General features: G+C 46.1%; 15 protein-coding genes, 2 pseudogenes and 1 riboswitch. Of the genes and pseudogenes, 2 read left to right on the top strand and 15 right to left on the bottom strand.

Going from position 1 to position 14,855, the window contains the following annotated elements; all coding sequences use genetic code 11:
- Positions 1-96 precede the first annotated feature (96 nt).
- Positions 97-471, top strand: a complete 375-nt coding sequence (locus LBPC_RS00365; RefSeq protein ID WP_003577294.1) for a hypothetical protein — start codon at positions 97-99, stop codon at positions 469-471.
- On the opposite strand, the gene LBPC_RS00370 is transcribed toward LBPC_RS00365, so the two are convergent.
- The 7 genes and pseudogenes from LBPC_RS00370 to LBPC_RS00400 all read right to left on the bottom strand — a co-directional run bounded on the left by LBPC_RS00370 (position 455) and on the right by LBPC_RS00400 (position 5,660).
- The gene (locus LBPC_RS00370) at positions 455-1,177 is read right to left on the bottom strand and encodes a hypothetical protein (protein ID WP_003662204.1); all 723 of its coding nucleotides are present in this window, start codon (positions 1,175-1,177) and stop codon (positions 455-457) included. The two genes, LBPC_RS00365 and LBPC_RS00370, sit on opposite strands and share 17 nt — an antisense overlap.
- Positions 1,178-1,377: 200 nt before the next feature.
- Entirely contained in the window at positions 1,378-2,610 is a 1,233-nt protein-coding gene (locus LBPC_RS00375; protein ID WP_003662202.1) for a hypothetical protein, read from the bottom strand.
- A gap of 4 nt (positions 2,611-2,614) precedes the next feature.
- Positions 2,615-3,268, bottom strand: a pseudogene (locus LBPC_RS00380) (ABC transporter); the annotation flags it as partial.
- A 5-nt stretch (positions 3,269-3,273) separates the two neighbouring features.
- On the bottom strand, positions 3,274-4,194 hold the full coding sequence (locus tag LBPC_RS00385) for an IS30 family transposase (RefSeq protein WP_025375985.1): 921 nt from the start codon (positions 4,192-4,194) through the stop codon (positions 3,274-3,276).
- Between the two features lie 111 nt (positions 4,195-4,305).
- Positions 4,306-4,584, bottom strand: a pseudogene (locus LBPC_RS16230) (ABC transporter); the annotation flags it as partial.
- Entirely contained in the window at positions 4,581-5,267 is a 687-nt protein-coding gene (locus tag LBPC_RS00395) for an ATP-binding cassette domain-containing protein (protein WP_016383813.1), read from the bottom strand. The pseudogene LBPC_RS16230 and the gene LBPC_RS00395, both read right to left, overlap by 4 nt.
- A gap of 78 nt (positions 5,268-5,345) precedes the next feature.
- The gene (locus tag LBPC_RS00400; RefSeq protein WP_003662190.1) at positions 5,346-5,660 is read right to left on the bottom strand and encodes a hypothetical protein; all 315 of its coding nucleotides are present in this window, start codon (positions 5,658-5,660) and stop codon (positions 5,346-5,348) included.
- Positions 5,661-6,044: 384 nt separating this feature from the next.
- On the opposite strand from LBPC_RS00400, the gene LBPC_RS00405 reads away from it, so the two are divergent.
- Positions 6,045-6,932 (top strand): helix-turn-helix domain-containing protein, encoded by an 888-nt coding sequence (locus tag LBPC_RS00405; protein ID WP_032775429.1) that lies wholly within the window; start codon positions 6,045-6,047, stop codon positions 6,930-6,932.
- A 174-nt stretch (positions 6,933-7,106) separates the two neighbouring features.
- On the opposite strand, the gene LBPC_RS00410 is transcribed toward LBPC_RS00405, so the two are convergent.
- From LBPC_RS00410 to lysA, 8 genes are all read right to left on the bottom strand, one after another.
- Complete coding sequence (locus tag LBPC_RS00410; RefSeq protein WP_003662188.1) at positions 7,107-7,505, bottom strand: type II toxin-antitoxin system PemK/MazF family toxin; 399 nt, start codon at positions 7,503-7,505, stop codon at positions 7,107-7,109.
- On the bottom strand, positions 7,468-7,737 hold the full coding sequence (locus LBPC_RS00415) for a hypothetical protein (RefSeq protein WP_003597024.1): 270 nt from the start codon (positions 7,735-7,737) through the stop codon (positions 7,468-7,470). The genes LBPC_RS00410 and LBPC_RS00415 overlap by 38 nt, the downstream gene beginning before the upstream one ends.
- Positions 7,738-7,886: 149 nt before the next feature.
- Positions 7,887-8,654 (bottom strand): 4-hydroxy-tetrahydrodipicolinate reductase, encoded by a 768-nt coding sequence (gene dapB / locus LBPC_RS00420; RefSeq protein ID WP_003662186.1) that lies wholly within the window; start codon positions 8,652-8,654, stop codon positions 7,887-7,889.
- Positions 8,651-9,556, bottom strand: coding sequence for a 4-hydroxy-tetrahydrodipicolinate synthase (gene dapA / locus LBPC_RS00425; RefSeq protein ID WP_003572968.1), 906 nt, complete (start codon positions 9,554-9,556; stop codon positions 8,651-8,653). Before dapA ends, dapB begins: the two co-directional genes overlap by 4 nt.
- A 134-nt stretch (positions 9,557-9,690) precedes the next feature.
- Positions 9,691-11,109, bottom strand: a complete 1,419-nt coding sequence (locus LBPC_RS00430) for an IS5-like element ISLrh3 family transposase (protein ID WP_041091311.1) — start codon at positions 11,107-11,109, stop codon at positions 9,691-9,693.
- Positions 11,110-11,269: 160 nt separating this feature from the next.
- Complete coding sequence (locus tag LBPC_RS00435) at positions 11,270-12,421, bottom strand: N-acetyldiaminopimelate deacetylase (RefSeq protein WP_003604079.1); 1,152 nt, start codon at positions 12,419-12,421, stop codon at positions 11,270-11,272.
- A 7-nt stretch (positions 12,422-12,428) separates the two neighbouring features.
- On the bottom strand, positions 12,429-13,133 hold the full coding sequence (gene dapD, locus LBPC_RS00440) for a 2,3,4,5-tetrahydropyridine-2,6-dicarboxylate N-acetyltransferase (protein ID WP_003572973.1): 705 nt from the start codon (positions 13,131-13,133) through the stop codon (positions 12,429-12,431).
- Between the two features lie 10 nt (positions 13,134-13,143).
- On the bottom strand, positions 13,144-14,490 hold the full coding sequence (gene lysA / locus LBPC_RS00445) for a diaminopimelate decarboxylase (protein WP_003662183.1): 1,347 nt from the start codon (positions 14,488-14,490) through the stop codon (positions 13,144-13,146).
- A gap of 98 nt (positions 14,491-14,588) precedes the next feature.
- A riboswitch (Lysine riboswitch) is annotated at positions 14,589-14,768 on the bottom strand.
- Between the last annotated feature and the right edge of the window lie 87 nt (positions 14,769-14,855).

A 14,855-nucleotide genomic window follows, 5' to 3' on the forward strand; every position in this document is an offset into this window, starting at 1 on the left:
GAACTAATTGCGTATAAGTCTTTGTGGACAGTATGATGGGCATACAAATTAAGCTAATATGAAAAACACACAAAGTTGAAGGAGTCCAACAAACTCATGAAAGCTCTCATTTGCCTCATTCTAAATGCACTTCCGTATGCCGGTATCGCACTGTTGTTAGATTACCAGTATATTTCTGACGGCCCTGTATTGATATACTTTTTGTTGCAATTAAGCATATCTCTATCAATATGCTTAATTATGAGGGAGGAGACAAAGAAGATGTGGCGCATACTGTTTTTCTCCCAGTTTTTATCATTGCTTCTAAATCTACTGACGTTATATGCTGGCAACCTGCCATTCTCAACCTACTTTAAACCATTTACTGTTTATGGCTGGTCTGTATTGACCCAAGTTTTTGGGCTACTGTTGCAGGCGATAACGGCCGGGCTTTTCATTTGGGTGAAAAGGGTTATTAAAGATAAAAATTAATTGGTAACGTTAAGTCAGAGTTGTCAAACGTGAAACCATTTTGAATGGCCTTTTCTCGAGGAACATCAATCAAAAAGTTGATAGTTTTCTCTTCATTCGACTTGATCATCGGAAGCGGTGACTGCGGCTGTAGCGCGACTTGTTGATTGTCTGAATAGGCAGTGAAATTTGTTGGGGAAAACGCCAGCGGAATGGCGTAATGATAGTTATGGAAAGTGAGCGAAATGCCGGTCTTATTTTGAGGTGTGTTAGGTAGATACTTGGTTTGAATCGTAAATAGCAGTTGGCTGTTAGCGCCGTAATAAGTTACCTTGCTACCAATAGCAACTGGTTTTCGATAAACTGATCGGCGCGGAATTTCGTATGATTCAGGTAGAGGAATGATCTTTTTGCTAGTATGGCGGTGACGTGAAGTTTTCAAAATCAATTTTGTTGAGGTGGGTCGCAGTCGGTTTAAGCTCACCGTGCCCTTTTTAACCATCCCAGCAGCCAATTGATTGTTATTCAAATCTTTCAATGTATAGCTGGTATTTGGCTGGGCATGAAAGCTAAGTTTAAGGCCGTTATTGCCAGTCGTTACCTTTACTTTTTTCACGATAGACGGTTTCGTTTCATCCGTATTAGTCTTGGATAAGGCTGATTGTCGCGGCACTAAAACGAAGACGGTTAAAAAGCTAATTAGCAGAACTAACACGCGTTTTTTCACGACGGAGGCCTCCTCGATTTTTGTGGGTTTTAACGATAAACAGAGGGTGTGCAAAGGTTATACAGCGACTGGATTAATTATTAATAACTATATCATAAGGAAATTACGTTTTCTTGAATGGTTCAAATATGTGCCACCGTCAAAAAAACGTACTAGACGTCATGAAAGCAACAGTCTAGTACGTTCCAGAAAAATAGCGATCAGACCCGTTCAACACGACTGCTTTTAGTTGAATCTCTGAATGGATACCAACTCGCAAAATTAAATGAACTGATTACCTCAACAAGCAACAAGATACCTGACCAAATCGCGATGACCAAAGCTCCTTGTCCCAGTTGTAATCCCGGCAAGTCCACGGACTGGGCAATCGTGCCATTCGCAATGCCCCACACATGAAAGAAACTCAGTGGCAACCAGCTAATTGGCGGGATCAGCAATGCGCTAGCCACCACGATTAACACAATACTTGTCGTTAACCAAGCGTTTTTGGAGATGAGTGCCACGGCAATATTAAACGCTGCAACCAGTGCAATCAGAAGCAACAAGAGGCCTGCAGAGCGAATCAATAGTTGTCCCCTAGTTGTAAAAGTTTCAGAAAAGCTGTTGAAAGCATCCTGATAGGTGTTATTCAGGACGGGAAATTCCCAGCTGCCAAAACCGCGTAGCAAACCGGTAACTAATGTTGTTAACGACAGCGGTAGAAAAACAATCTCGGCTAAGGTCAAACTGATCGTTAAAAACTGCACCATCATCTGTTTGACCAGACCTTCACCTTGTAGCTGTAACCAATTTGAATGGGCGCGTTTATGAGCCAACTCTTTGGCAAAAAAACCACCTGAGACAATGATGCCGATGAGTAGAAGGTAAAATGGCACGTTTTGCTGGAAAAGATATTGTAAATAGTCAAAGCCGCGGACATAAAAAGTAGGGAACCACTCACGCACAAGCTTCTCGGTCTCATCTGGCATCGCTTGTAATTCTTGATCCGTAAATAACAGCCCTTGCGGATAGTATGCAGTTATCTTGTGCTGTGCGAGGATTTCATTTTGCTGATAGGTTCGATTGATCGCATCCAGATAATCTGGTTTTGCTGTGCCGTTTAGGATCGCAATTCGGTAATTGGCACCTTCGTTTTCTTTGGTAGCAGGCTCCTTACCACTGATAATTGGCAATTCTGCCGCGAACCATTGGTTATAGGCGGCTTGTGGTCCATTAAGTTTTTTGAACTCGGTTTTCAATGTTGCCGGTCCGTCCGCCTGATCAGCCCCTTGCTGAATTAACGCTTGGCGATACTTTTGAACAAATTCATTTTGGGCAGCCTGTTGTTGAAAGTTACCGAGAATGCCAACACCCGTCAAAACGGCAATAAACAGCCAAATCCACCAACGACGATTGCGCTTGGTAAATTCAAACTTTAGATAGTGAAAAAGCATCAGATCACCTCCGGATTTGGGCGGCAAACAGACAGAGAATTTGCCAAATAAAATAAATAAGGCCAAAGCGGACAACTGATCCAAGCAAGTTTTCTTGAAAGAGCGCCTTTAAAGATTGCGTGATATTAGTAGCGGTATTTTGCCAGCCATGATGACCGCTGATAAATGGTTGACCCCAGATCTTGCTAATAAGCAAGCTTAAACTTAATGCGATACCCAGCATCATGAACCATGTGAGTAAGGCAACCAGAAAGTTCATACCAAGCCATATCCAACTGTTGGGCTGATTTAACATAACCCACTCGTGTTGCTTGCCGAACCAAGATAAGGTCCAAGTTGTTGACAAAATCATCACCATCAATAGAATGACCGACCAATGGCTCAACAGGACACTGAAGTCCGTTAAGAAAACTGCTGGTAAAGTAGAACTGCCATTAATTTCATAACCCTGATGAGTGGTTAATAGTTTTCGAAAAAGGGATGCTTGGTGATGATTGGCAATAAGATTGGTGCTAAAATCATCTGGACTCAGTTTCTTGAGAATCTTTTCTTGATCAAACACTTTTAAGCTGGTCTTTAAATAGTTTCGATTATCACCTTGGGAAAAAGCCTGCTTTTGCTGCTCATATAAACTCGTCAGTTGCCTAGATTGCAATAATAAAGTTACCACCTAGAAAGAGGCTTGCTCACTGCTTGAACTGGGGTTTGCCAACGGAGACATTTTCTAGGTTTGTTATTGATAAGCGCTGTGGCTTGTTGAATATCGGTCTCTGAAACCTGATCAAACTGTGTTCCCTTCGGGAAATAGTAGCGAAGTTCTCGATTGAACCGTTCATTTGTGCCCCGTTCATTCGGGTGATAGGCGTGGCAAAAGTAAACCGGTATCCGATAGCGCTTTGTAAGCGCCTGATCGCAGGAAAACTCTTTACCGTGATCAACCGTCACTGATCGAACCGGACCCGGAAAGTCCACCATCAGTCTTGCAAATCCCTTGAGAACAGCATTTTGTGATAAGTTTTCAAGCTTAGTTGTCGCCATTAAACGTGTCACCCGATCGACAATGGTCAAAACAGCAGCCTTTGACCCGCGACCACCGCGAACTGTATCCATCTCTAAATGTCCTTTTTCGGTTCGCCGATTAGCTGACTCACTGCGAATCTCAATTGAGGTGCCTACTGCTTGGTTATAGCGCGACCGAAGGTCTTGTCTTCTTTTATGACGTTTACCGTGATCAAAGAGTTGGCTTGGCTGAAAATCGACTTGTCTTTGATAAATCCAGTGGTAAATCGTGTGTGGCGCACAGTGAACGGCATAACCGACCATTTCAGGGGACCAACCTAGGTTTAGCTTCTCAGTTACCATCCGCTTCAACTTAGGCGTTAAAATCGAGTGCCGACCACAACGATGCCGACAAGTATCGGCATGATCCTGAGCTATAATGGCGCAGTAATCACCTTCAGGGCAACGGTGAAGCTCATGCCTAATAGAAATACGAGAGCGGCCTAAGGTCGCGGCGATGTATTGAATCGTGTTGTGTTGCATCAGTTCTATCTGAGATCGTTCAATTAAGGTTATAATGGCCATGGGACCTGTCCTTCTCTCTAGATGGTATGTTATGCAAACACCATTTTAGCAAGAACGGACAGGTCTTTTTTCACATTTTCTGGGTGGTAACTTTAATTATGCAATCTAGGGTTGCTTGGCATGCTGCACTTTTTGCCTTGCTTGTGCCACGCTGACCGGATTTGTTTCATTTGGATGATTGGCAACGTAGATCCAACTGCCATTGGCTTGATGCAACGCGGTTTGTTTCGCCGTCATCTGAGCGCGTATCGCTTCATGGGTTTGCTGCTGGCGAACGCTGCTTATTAAAAAGAAAGCAATCGCACCGATGACGGCAAGGCCGAGCGCCAAGCTCAGGACAAAGCTTGCCGCCAAACGCCGCCACTCTAAAACAAAGAGCGCTTGCTTCATACTGTTGGTGCGAACAGCGCATTGTAGCGCGCTTCTGCTGAATCATGCGGACCCAGTACTTCTTCATGAATCTGATGTCCTGTGATGAAGAAGTAGTGCTGAGTAACTTTCATTAATTCGTCCAAATTATGCGATGAAATTAAAACCGTCACGTCTTGTTGGGCAAGATCAAGTAAGGCGTCGCGAACAAGTTGAAGACTAGTTGGATCCAATCCATTCAATGGCTCATCGAGTAAGAGGATTGTCGGTTTAACAACCAGCGCCATGATCAACAACAATCGTTGCTTCATACCTAACGAATACTTGCTCACCCGTTGGTTCAGAAAATCGACTGCCTGTAATTGCCCAGCGATAGTCGCAACTGCCTGTCGATCAAGTCGATGAACCGCCGTCAAAAAATCTAAATGTTGCTGTCCCGTCAAATATGGATAAAGGACTGAATTATCTTGAAGATAAGCAACTTTTTCAAAGACTAATTGACGATTTATTGATTTATCCAACAAGCGAATGATCCCTTTTTGAGGATGTAGCAAACCTGTGAGCAAATTTAGTAGGGTCGTTTTGCCATAACCGTTAGGCGCAACTAGGCCATAAATACCGTCACTTTTTATCGCCATAGTAGTATTTTCAAAAATCGTTCTGCCATGGAATTTAAACGATAAATCCCTGATGTCTAGAATCACTGGAATCCCCTCCAAACACAACTCTGCTTGATGTTAACAGTAGCTCATTCCCCACTCAAGATCTAAAACAGAGATATCTTAGGCATAAATGTAACCTGAATATACGCCAGAGTAATTCCCACCCGTAAGTCCTTGAACCCGATCAAGGTATAGTACACCATGCATGTAAGTACCATTGACAACCGCCGCGAAGGACGTGTTTTGATCAGGATAACGTTGATAGAAATTCTTGATATAGTTTGTGACTCTCGCCTTTGTTGGAGAAATAGTTGCTGTTTCCGTTGCTTGGGCGATTTGAGGTGTTGCTGAGAAAACGGCTGCCCCTGCGCCTGCCAGTGCAGTCGTTGTCATTAAAGCAATCATTGCGTGTTTAATACTTTTCCCAAGATCCATGATTATATCCTCCTAACAATAAGAAATAGCAAGTAACTGTGGGGGATACGCTATTGTTAACACCAACTAGAATCAAATAAATTGAAATTTGATATTGATGTTTTCCCATTACTAATTTATTAGCCAGTATGGTTTCTGCACTTTAGTAAAATCGAGAAAATTGGAGGCGTCTGTTTTTTAAGTTCATACTCTCACAATGATTCTAATTCCTTGTACCAAGATAAAGGCACTTATCATGAGCGTTGTAGTCATCGCCATTACCTCCCTGTGTTAGTATTAATGTAAATATACCCCATTATAAATTCGCAGCGCTTTAATATGACATTTGTCATATTAAAGCGTATACACATTTTCTTTCAATCCATAGAGAGGCTGTGATGAATGATGCAAGACCCTAACATCGGTTCATACTTTCGTGAAATACGCAAACGAAGAAATTTACGAATAGAGGAAATACGCGGAAACTTGCACCAATCCACTATTTCTCATTTTGAACGAGATCATGACGACATTACACTTCGTAACCTGCTTCAGATCCTCGAACCAACGTTCACAACACCTGAAGAGTTTTGCTTGCTTGTTGATGATCAAGATAGTTCAATCAACAGTATTCTCAAGAAAATTTCTGAACACTATGACAAACTGGATATTGATGGGTTAAAACATTTTTTAGCCGTTTTTAAGCGTTCAAACGCTATGACTCTCCCCGTTCGTTTAATCATCCTTATTGTTCAAAGCTGCTTGAATGAATTATCGGGAGAAAATCTTCTTCTCTCAAATGAAGACTGTGACTATGTACAGGATTATCCTCTTCAATCTGGTAAATGGTTCAGTTTCGAATATATTGTTTTTGGCAATCTTGCCCAATCACTACCTGCTTCAGTCAATTTGCGGCTTTGGAAAAAGATGCTGACATCTTTTGATGAATTTCACTTGCCCACCTATGACGATTTACTCGTCAATATCTTGTATAACGTTTCTGCCTCGTTTTTGAGTCAAAACGATTTGGCTTCGGCCACATACCTTACCGAGTCTCTTGATTTATCAAAATTAGATCATTACGTTCTTTATGTGCGACATCATGTTGTTTTTTTGAAATTACTTTTGAAGTATCGGCAGGACCCAAAAGATTTGCAAAATATCGATCGTTTCAGAACCTTTCTTTTGGGCACACAGATGGTTGATGAAACACTCTTTGACAAAAATATTGACGCCTTAAAGGCACTGGATGTTGACATTGATGTCATCTTGTCACCCGAAAGTGGCGTGTAACGGTTTCCCAGAAGTGTTACGTTGTATAAAAATGTTGCGCATGCCCTCTAGCTTGAATTACTTGTGCAAGAGAATGCAAAAAGCGCAACTTCATGTTGGCACTGAAGTTGCGCTGTGTTTCTGATCCGAGTGTGAGTTGTTCATGATGAAATCAGCTACTTGAAAAACCTTTCGCTAGTTAAAGAGATCAGTGGCAGCCTGCTTAAGCTCTTTCACCAAAGAGGACTTGGCATGGCCCACTACTTCAAGATGGCAAGCGGCGGCATCATAAGTTGGTAACTGCCAAAGGACGATATTCCCTTTAACGCAGCTCTCGAAGTCAGCAAAAGGTTTTAACATTTCGTTCATGAAGTTATCTGATGAAGTCATGAACATACCAATGACCATTCCTGTTGCCTCGTTATAATCGTCATTTGATAGAACAATGAGTGGTCGCCGAATGTTGCCGTTATTGAAATTGTGACCTCCGTATTCTTTACCTAAATGCGGTTCAGCATCAACGAAAACAATGTCACCTTGTTTTGGCGTGTTCTGGTCATACTTCTTTACCTCTTGATGACTCTTCAGAAACAATTCCGATCTCTTTTTTCATTGCTTTAAAATCAATCTTTTGAATAGCTTTCGTGTGCCACGGGTTAATTCGTTGTGGCTCATACTTTAACGTACCCTCATCATCAACCAGTAAAAGGTATTCTTGCCCCTCGTTAACGCCAGCATCGGCAGGTACTGTTAAACTTAGCGAGTTGCCAGATCGTCTAGTGGTAAAACGACCTAGTACGCGATCATGACGCTTCTTTGTATCCATTAAGATCCCTCCCGTAAGTACAAGTATATACGGACGTGTAAATGACCTTACGATTAACCATGGTTACTGATTTGGTGATTTATCAAAAATCCAGACACGAACGATTGGCCATACAGAAATAAAAAAACGCGCTGATGTGCGCGTCTTTTCTATAAAAAGTTCTCCAACCCAACAACCAATTCATCAGCCGTTTGTACCTTACTAATCGCGACTGCGACGCCTTGCATGAAGCTTTGGCGCTCGAAGGAGTCTTGGCGGATGGTGAGGGCTTCACCAGGGCCGCCGAAGAGGACTTGTTCGTGGGCAATGTAGCCGGGTAGGCGAACGGCGTGGATCGGGACGTCATCGACACGTTGGCCGCGGGCGTCATTGTCGATGGTTGGCAATGGCTTTTGGGTACGTCCGGCGGCGATTTTGTGGGCGGTGGCGATGGCGGTGCCAGAAGGGGCATCGGCTTTGTCCTGATGATGCATTTCGATGATCTCGGCATCAGGGAAGTAGGCAGCAGCTGCTTGCGCAAATTTCATCAAAAGAACGGCTGAGAGGCCGAAGTTCGGGGCGATCAAGCCACCAAGATGTTTGGCGTTAGCAAGTTTGATCAGTCGTTCCTGATTGGCAGGGTCCATGCCGCTGGTGCCGACGATTGGATGGATGCCGGCATTGATGGCAGCTTCAATGTTGGCAGCAACGGCGCTGGGATTGGTGAAGTCGACCCAGACATCTGCCACGTGTGCATGAAGCTGGTCATAGGTGTTGAGTACTTGCACGTTGGCAGGCAAGTTGTAACTTTCTGGATTAAGATCGGTGATTTTAGGGTCGAAAACGGCACTTAATGCGAAGTCTTGATGTGACTGAACCATTTTGACTGTTTTCTGACCCATGGCACCACGAAAACCGGCAACAAGAACCTGAATCATGCGAGCACCTCCGCTTCAATGGCTGATAGTTCTGGCACGCCCAGTAGATGGGCGAGTTCCTGCTGTTGGCTGGCGTTCAGGGGTAGTAACGGCAAACGTGGGCTGCCGACTTGAAAGCCTAGCGCATTGAGTGCAGCTTTGGTTGGCGCAGGGGATGGGAAATGGAATAGAGCCGCCATTTTTGGCAACAGTTGACGTTGCAAGGCGGCGACTGTGGTGATGTCGCCACGATCGAGTGCGGCGTACATTTCACGGATACTGTGGGCGTAAAGATGGGCTGCAACGGAAATGACTCCCATCCCACCGAGTGTCTTGATGTTGAGTGCCTGAGCGTCTTCGCCTGTCCAAACGTTGAAAGCGTCGTGCTTGGTACGGTCAATGATGTCACTCAAGGCAGGGAGGCTGCCGCATTGCTTGATGCCTTGAATCATGGGATTTTGCGCCAGTGTCGCAACGGTTGCTGGTAACATATCAACACCGGTGCGGCCTGGAATGTTGTAAATGACGATCGGCTTCTGCGCCGCTGCAGCAACGGCTGTGTAATGGGCGATCATACCGTTTTGATCTGGCTTGTTGTAATAAGGGACAACAACCAAGGTGGCATCAATACCGGCAATGCCGCCAACTTCATGAGTGAAGGCGGCGGTTTCTTTGGTGTTGTTAGAACCAGAATTAGCAATCACAAGTGCGCGGCCATGAACCATATCGGCGAAGCGGGTATAAAGCGTGATTTTTTCTGGATGACTGAGTGTTGGTCCCTCGCCGGTGGTAGCACCGACGACAAAACCGTCAGTACCTTCTGCGATTAAATGATCGACAAGTCGCTGCATGACGCCATAGTCAATTTCGTCGCGATCATTGAATGGCGTCACAATCGCGGTGATCAGTTCTGCTTTTTGCATGATGACCCTCCTATAAACGCGCTACCCAGTCCAGAAACCTACACATAAGGACCTTGGCCGCAATGGCCACTTATGTTCCGGTTTCTACCCGCGCCAGTTCGCGCTCTGTCTTAATGTAACTAGTGGCTGGTGAATTAGGTAACATTCCGGCTACCTGAAACGTGAATTTGATAGTGAATTAAGATGGATTCCTGCTTATATTTTACAAAAATCAAAATTGGTCCATTAAAAAGCCTTAATAGCATCTTTAGATTGGCTAGATTGATCGCAATATCAATCGTCACTGCGATGCTGGCTACCGTTTTAGTCCGCACCAATGAAAGGCCCAAAGGGCCTTTCATGAAGGCAAAACCGCGTTCAATTTTCCCGCGCCGCTTCTCTGCGTCACGATCAACTTGCCGCTGCTTAGCATCCATCTTTTTAGGCTTACGTCCTAAACGTGGTCCCGACAACCTAATGCCTAGTCGTTGACAGAGCTGACGATTCTCGCGGGTACGATAAAGTGTGTCAGCTAAGATTTCATCGGGATAATAACCATGCACGTCGAAATAATGATCGATGGTTGTTGCTAAATCTTGGCTTTCATTGAACGCCTTAAAATCAAATCGTTCGATATCGATCATGCCATCGGCAATTGAAGCATCAATCTTGGGACCAAATTCGGTTCGTTGTTTGGCTTTACCACGGTTAATCGGGCGAATCCACGGTTGTGCCAAGCTAACAATCCGTCCTGGGACCCGATGGGTCCGATTTTCATACATGAACATTTGCTGGTCAAGAAGTTCACGAATCACAGCCAATCGTTTGGTTTGCCTTTCGTTAAGAGAGGCACCGTGGGCCAACAGCACATCGATATAACGTAGATCACGTCGGACATACTGGAGCTGTACTTTGATCTGCTTGCGTGTTTCCTTAGCCCAACGCCGCGGTTTTCTAGCAAAAGCGGTCCACTTAGCTTTTGCTTCACGTTTGTAGGTTCGTGGAGGCTTGATTTGCAACTGATGAGCCATGTCTAATAACATTTCTTCTAGATTGAGCCGAGCTTGATTTAGCAGCGAAGTATCTTGTGGAAAACGAATTTCAATTGGCACCGCAGTAGCGTCTGTGATCAAGACACGGAGCTCATCATCTGGCAATAAACTTTGGATTTGTTCGCGCAAGGTATCACTGATGATATTTCGCACTAGTTCCGTTATTTGACCCATGCGTCGTCTAAAATAAACCAAGGTTGAGTGGTTGAACGGCAGGTCGGTTGTGTAGGTGTCTAGCCCGATAAAGTACTGGTAAGCCGGGGTATCACGAATAGCGGTAACGACCGAACGGTCGGTTAGATGTTCTGCTTGCTTGATCAAACTGGCACCGTAAAGCAGACGAAAGGGTTTAGCAGCGCGCCCACCCATCTCAGTAAAAAGAAGTTGATAGGCTTCATCGAGCTGTTGCCACGGGAGCATGTCGGCTAATTGAACCCACTCATTGTCGGAAGAAAGTGGCACACCAAGGCCGTTGTTAAAGGATTGAAATGACAATTGGGTAGCACGATGTCGATAAGCCATGATGGTTTCCTCCAGGAAAAATAAAAAGTGCAAGGAAAACAGGGGTTAGCCCATGTTTACTTTGCACTAATTATAATCTTTACTATTCTTTGATGCCAATAAAGCTTGCAGTTATGCTGCTTTCACCAGCCACTAACTACTAATGATAATTTGTGCTGGCTTACACTTTTTCAAGCATTCGATGTTCAAGAAAGTGCACAACGGCGGTGACACCGGGCACGAGTGCGGCTTCGTCAGGTGAAAAGTCGGCTGCATGTAGTTGTGAGTCAGGGTCATTGACGCCTAGCCAGAACATGGTGCCAGGAATCTTATTTAATAGGTAGCCAAAATCCTCACCTGTCATGACAGGCTTTGTATCAACAAATGTCACGTCAGGATCATCTTTCATCACTTGAATAAAGTCTTTGGTGAGTTTGTCATTATTTTCAACGGGATAGTAGCCGCCTTGGTTCAAGGCAACTTTGACTTGGCAGTTAAAACTGGCGGCAATGCCTTGACCGATGTCACGGATTCGTTGTTGCAGAAAGTCAATCTGCTGCTGGGTGAAACCGCGTAAAGTGCCTTCGAGATGCGCCCTGCCAGCAATGACATTGCGGATCGTACCTGCGCGCATCAAGCCAAAAGTAATCACGGCGCTGTCGGTTGGTCCGACATTACGGGCAACGACCGTTTGAATCTGACTGATGAAGCTTGCCGCCGCGACGATCATGTCATTGGCATTTTGCGGCAAGGCAGCATGACCGCTTTTGCCGATGAGGTCAACGTTGATTTCGGTTGTGCCGGCAAAAAGGGTGCCGAGGCGTGTGCTGATCGTCCCAGCCGGTAGATCTGGGCGATCATGCAGGCCATAAAACTCATCAATGTGCCAATCGCCGGTGAATGCGCCCATATCGTAGGCGAGCTTGCCGCCATTTTTACTTTCCTCGGCTGGTTGGAAGAAAAAGATGAGGTTATCTTTTGGTTGATGTTCAGCAAAATAACTGAGGATGCCGAGGGCGACAGTCATGTGGATATCATGTCCGCAAGCGTGCGCGATGCCGGAATGCTTAGAGGCAAATGGCAACCCGGTTTTTTCGGTAACCGGTAACGCATCGATATCGGTCCGATAGCCAATCGTACGCTGCGGATCGCGCCCTTGGACCTTGACGAGTAAAGCGGTTGGCAGGTCTGGCAAGGTGCGGATGGTGAGATATGTTTGGGGCAGCCCTTGAATGGTTTTTAGCAATAAGGCGTGCGTTTCTTTTTCCTGCAAGGCTAGTTCGGGGATTTGATGGAGTTGGCGGCGAAGGGTGATGAGGTCAGCTTCCTTCATTAATAAGTCACAGCTTTCTGAGTTCGTCGAGTAGGACGGTTTTGGCTTCGGTTTGGTCATTCACTTGTTTGATGACTTTCGCAGGAACACCAGCGACTACGGTGTGCGCGGGAACATCGTTAATGACAACCGCGCCAGCAGCAATAACCGCGCCTTCACCGACTGTGGTGCCTTCGAGGACAACGGCATTGGCGCCGATCATGACGTGATCACCAATCGTGACGGGCTTAGCTGAAGGTGGCTCCACAACCCCGGCGAGCACGGTGCCAGCGCCGATATGGCAGTGCTTGCCGACGATTGCCCGGCCACCAAGGACCGCTCCCATGTCAATCATGGTGCCAGCACCGATTTCTGCACCAATGTTGATAATCGCGCCCATCATGATCACCGCATTGTCGCCAATAAGCACCTGATCACGAATAATGGCGCCAGGTTCAATGCGCGCATTAGCCGCCTTGATATCCAGCAATGGAACCCCGGTGTTGCGGCCGGCGGTTTCAACATAATAGTCATCTAACTTGGCTTTTTTCAAAATGGGTTTAATTTCTGCCCAGTCGCCAATCACGGTGCCGGTATGTTTACCGATGAAAGCATGAACGCTTTTGGGGAAATGCAGCTCGCTTAGTTTGCCCTTGAGATAAACCTTAACTGGGGTGGTTTTTTTGCTATTAGCGATGGTGGAAATAATTTTTTGAGTATCTAACTGTGCCATAATCGGCCTCCTATTTGGTTGCGGCAGTGGCGTCGGTTTGAGCTGGAGCAGGCTGCTCAGTTGGTGCGGCGTAATGTAAGTCATTTTTAATGAGATCAGCATCGGTTTCGCGGGTCACGACCAACTGGGCTTGGCCATTTTCCACGAAAACAACGGCGGGTCGCGGATTGCGATTGTAGTTGGATGCCATTGAGTAGCCGTATGCGCCAGTGTCAAAAACAACAACGACATCGCCTGATGTGGTGGTGGGCAGCGGTGCATCATCGATCAAAATATCGCCGGATTCGCAATACTTGCCGACCAAGTGGACATGTTCAGCTGGCGCAGCATTTGGCTGGTCGGCTAAAACGGCCGTGTAGGTTGCTTGATACAAGGCGGGACGAATATTGTCGCCCATGCCGCCGTCAACGGCAACGTATGGCCGCAATCCCGGGACATCTTTACGGCTGCCAACGGTATAGAGACTGTAGCCGGCCGGCCCGACAATCGAACGGCCGGGTTCAATCCAGATGGCTGGTAACGGCCAGTTAAGCGTTTGACTTTGTGATTTCAAGGTTGCCAGAATTGCCTTAACAAAGGCTTCTGGTGGCAGCGGATCGTCTTGCTTGGTATAAGCAATGCCGAAGCCGCCGCCAACGTTCAGGACTTTGGGGATGAAGCCGAATTGCTGATGCCAGTTATTAAGGACATGCAGCAGCTTTTGGGTAACGGCTTCGAAGCCTGCCACTTCAAAGATCTGGGAGCCAATGTGGGCGTGGATGCCAAGCAGGTTGAGATGATCGTCGGCTAAAATGCGCTTGGCGGCTTCATCTGCTTGACCACTAGCGAGATCGAAACCGAATTTACTGTCGGTTTGGCCTGTCTGGTCATAGGCATGTGTGTGCGCGCTGATACCAGGGGCGACACGGATTAAAACGTCCTGTTGACCAACGGTGGCACCTAAAAGGTCATCAAGGAGATCCAGTTCGTGAAAATTGTCCACAATGATGGTGCCAACCCCGGCATCCAATGCTTGTGTCAGTTCAGCTTTGCTTTTGTTGTTGCCATGAAAACTGACCGCCGCCGTTGGAAAGTCGGCTGCCTGAGCGGTGTAAAGTTCACCGCCGGACACCACGTCAACGTGCGCGCCTTCTGACTTGGCGACTTCGTACATCGCAATGGTCGCAAAGGCTTTGGAGGCATAACTGACGGCATATGACACATCTGCTTCTTCAAAAACACGTTTAAATGCGCGAATTTGCTGGCGAATGGCGCCAACATCGTACACATAAAGTGGGGTTTGAAATGTTCGGGCCAACTGGCTGGCAGCGACCCCGCCGATGGTTAACTGGCCTTCATGATTTGTGGCAAAATCCATAAGTTCATCCTCCCGAATTTGGCAGGGCGATGGCAAACGAAAAGGGATCCTTTTGTTTGGCCACGCGTCAAACAAAAAGATCCCAACTTGCAATCTACTTGAATGATAGCGCCCCGCTTAGGTTTCTAAGCGACAGTACAGGATTTGTTCAATCCTGGCCCAACAGGCTTGCCGATCCCGGCGCGCCCATTTCGGCAACCGCCCCTTTGGCTTGATGTCATCACGAAGGATCCCGCTCGATCAAGCTACTCATGTTGGTTGCAACCTCTATCTGTTTGTCACCAGCCTATAATAAAAAGACGTGGACGTCAAATAAATAATGAGAGAGCGCGAACAGGCCCGCTTAGAAACCGGAGCATAAGCGG

The organism is Lacticaseibacillus paracasei subsp. paracasei (assembly GCF_000829035.1).
GTDB lineage: Bacteria > Bacillota > Bacilli > Lactobacillales > Lactobacillaceae > Lacticaseibacillus > Lacticaseibacillus paracasei.

What these genes read in the sequence shown, in the direction of transcription:
- LBPC_RS00365 (WP_003577294.1), top strand. Translation starts at nt 97, where the DNA reads ATGAAAGCTCTCATTTGCCTCATTCTAAATGCACTTCCGTATGCCGGT.
- LBPC_RS00375 (WP_003662202.1), bottom strand. Translation starts at nt 2,610, where the DNA reads ATGCTTTTTCACTATCTAAAGTTTGAATTTACCAAGCGCAATCGTCGT.
- LBPC_RS00385 (WP_025375985.1), bottom strand. Translation starts at nt 4,194, where the DNA reads ATGGCCATTATAACCTTAATTGAACGATCTCAGATAGAACTGATGCAA.
- LBPC_RS00400 (WP_003662190.1), bottom strand. Translation starts at nt 5,660, where the DNA reads ATGGATCTTGGGAAAAGTATTAAACACGCAATGATTGCTTTAATGACA.
- LBPC_RS00405 (WP_032775429.1), top strand. Translation starts at nt 6,045, where the DNA reads ATGCAAGACCCTAACATCGGTTCATACTTTCGTGAAATACGCAAACGA.
- LBPC_RS00415 (WP_003597024.1), bottom strand. Translation starts at nt 7,737, where the DNA reads ATGGATACAAAGAAGCGTCATGATCGCGTACTAGGTCGTTTTACCACT.
- dapB (WP_003662186.1), bottom strand. Translation starts at nt 8,654, where the DNA reads ATGATTCAGGTTCTTGTTGCCGGTTTTCGTGGTGCCATGGGTCAGAAA.
- dapA (WP_003572968.1), bottom strand. Translation starts at nt 9,556, where the DNA reads ATGCAAAAAGCAGAACTGATCACCGCGATTGTGACGCCATTCAATGAT.
- LBPC_RS00430 (WP_041091311.1), bottom strand. Translation starts at nt 11,109, where the DNA reads ATGGCTTATCGACATCGTGCTACCCAATTGTCATTTCAATCCTTTAAC.
- LBPC_RS00435 (WP_003604079.1), bottom strand. Translation starts at nt 12,421, where the DNA reads ATGAAGGAAGCTGACCTCATCACCCTTCGCCGCCAACTCCATCAAATC.
- dapD (WP_003572973.1), bottom strand. Translation starts at nt 13,133, where the DNA reads ATGGCACAGTTAGATACTCAAAAAATTATTTCCACCATCGCTAATAGC.
- lysA (WP_003662183.1), bottom strand. Translation starts at nt 14,490, where the DNA reads ATGGATTTTGCCACAAATCATGAAGGCCAGTTAACCATCGGCGGGGTC.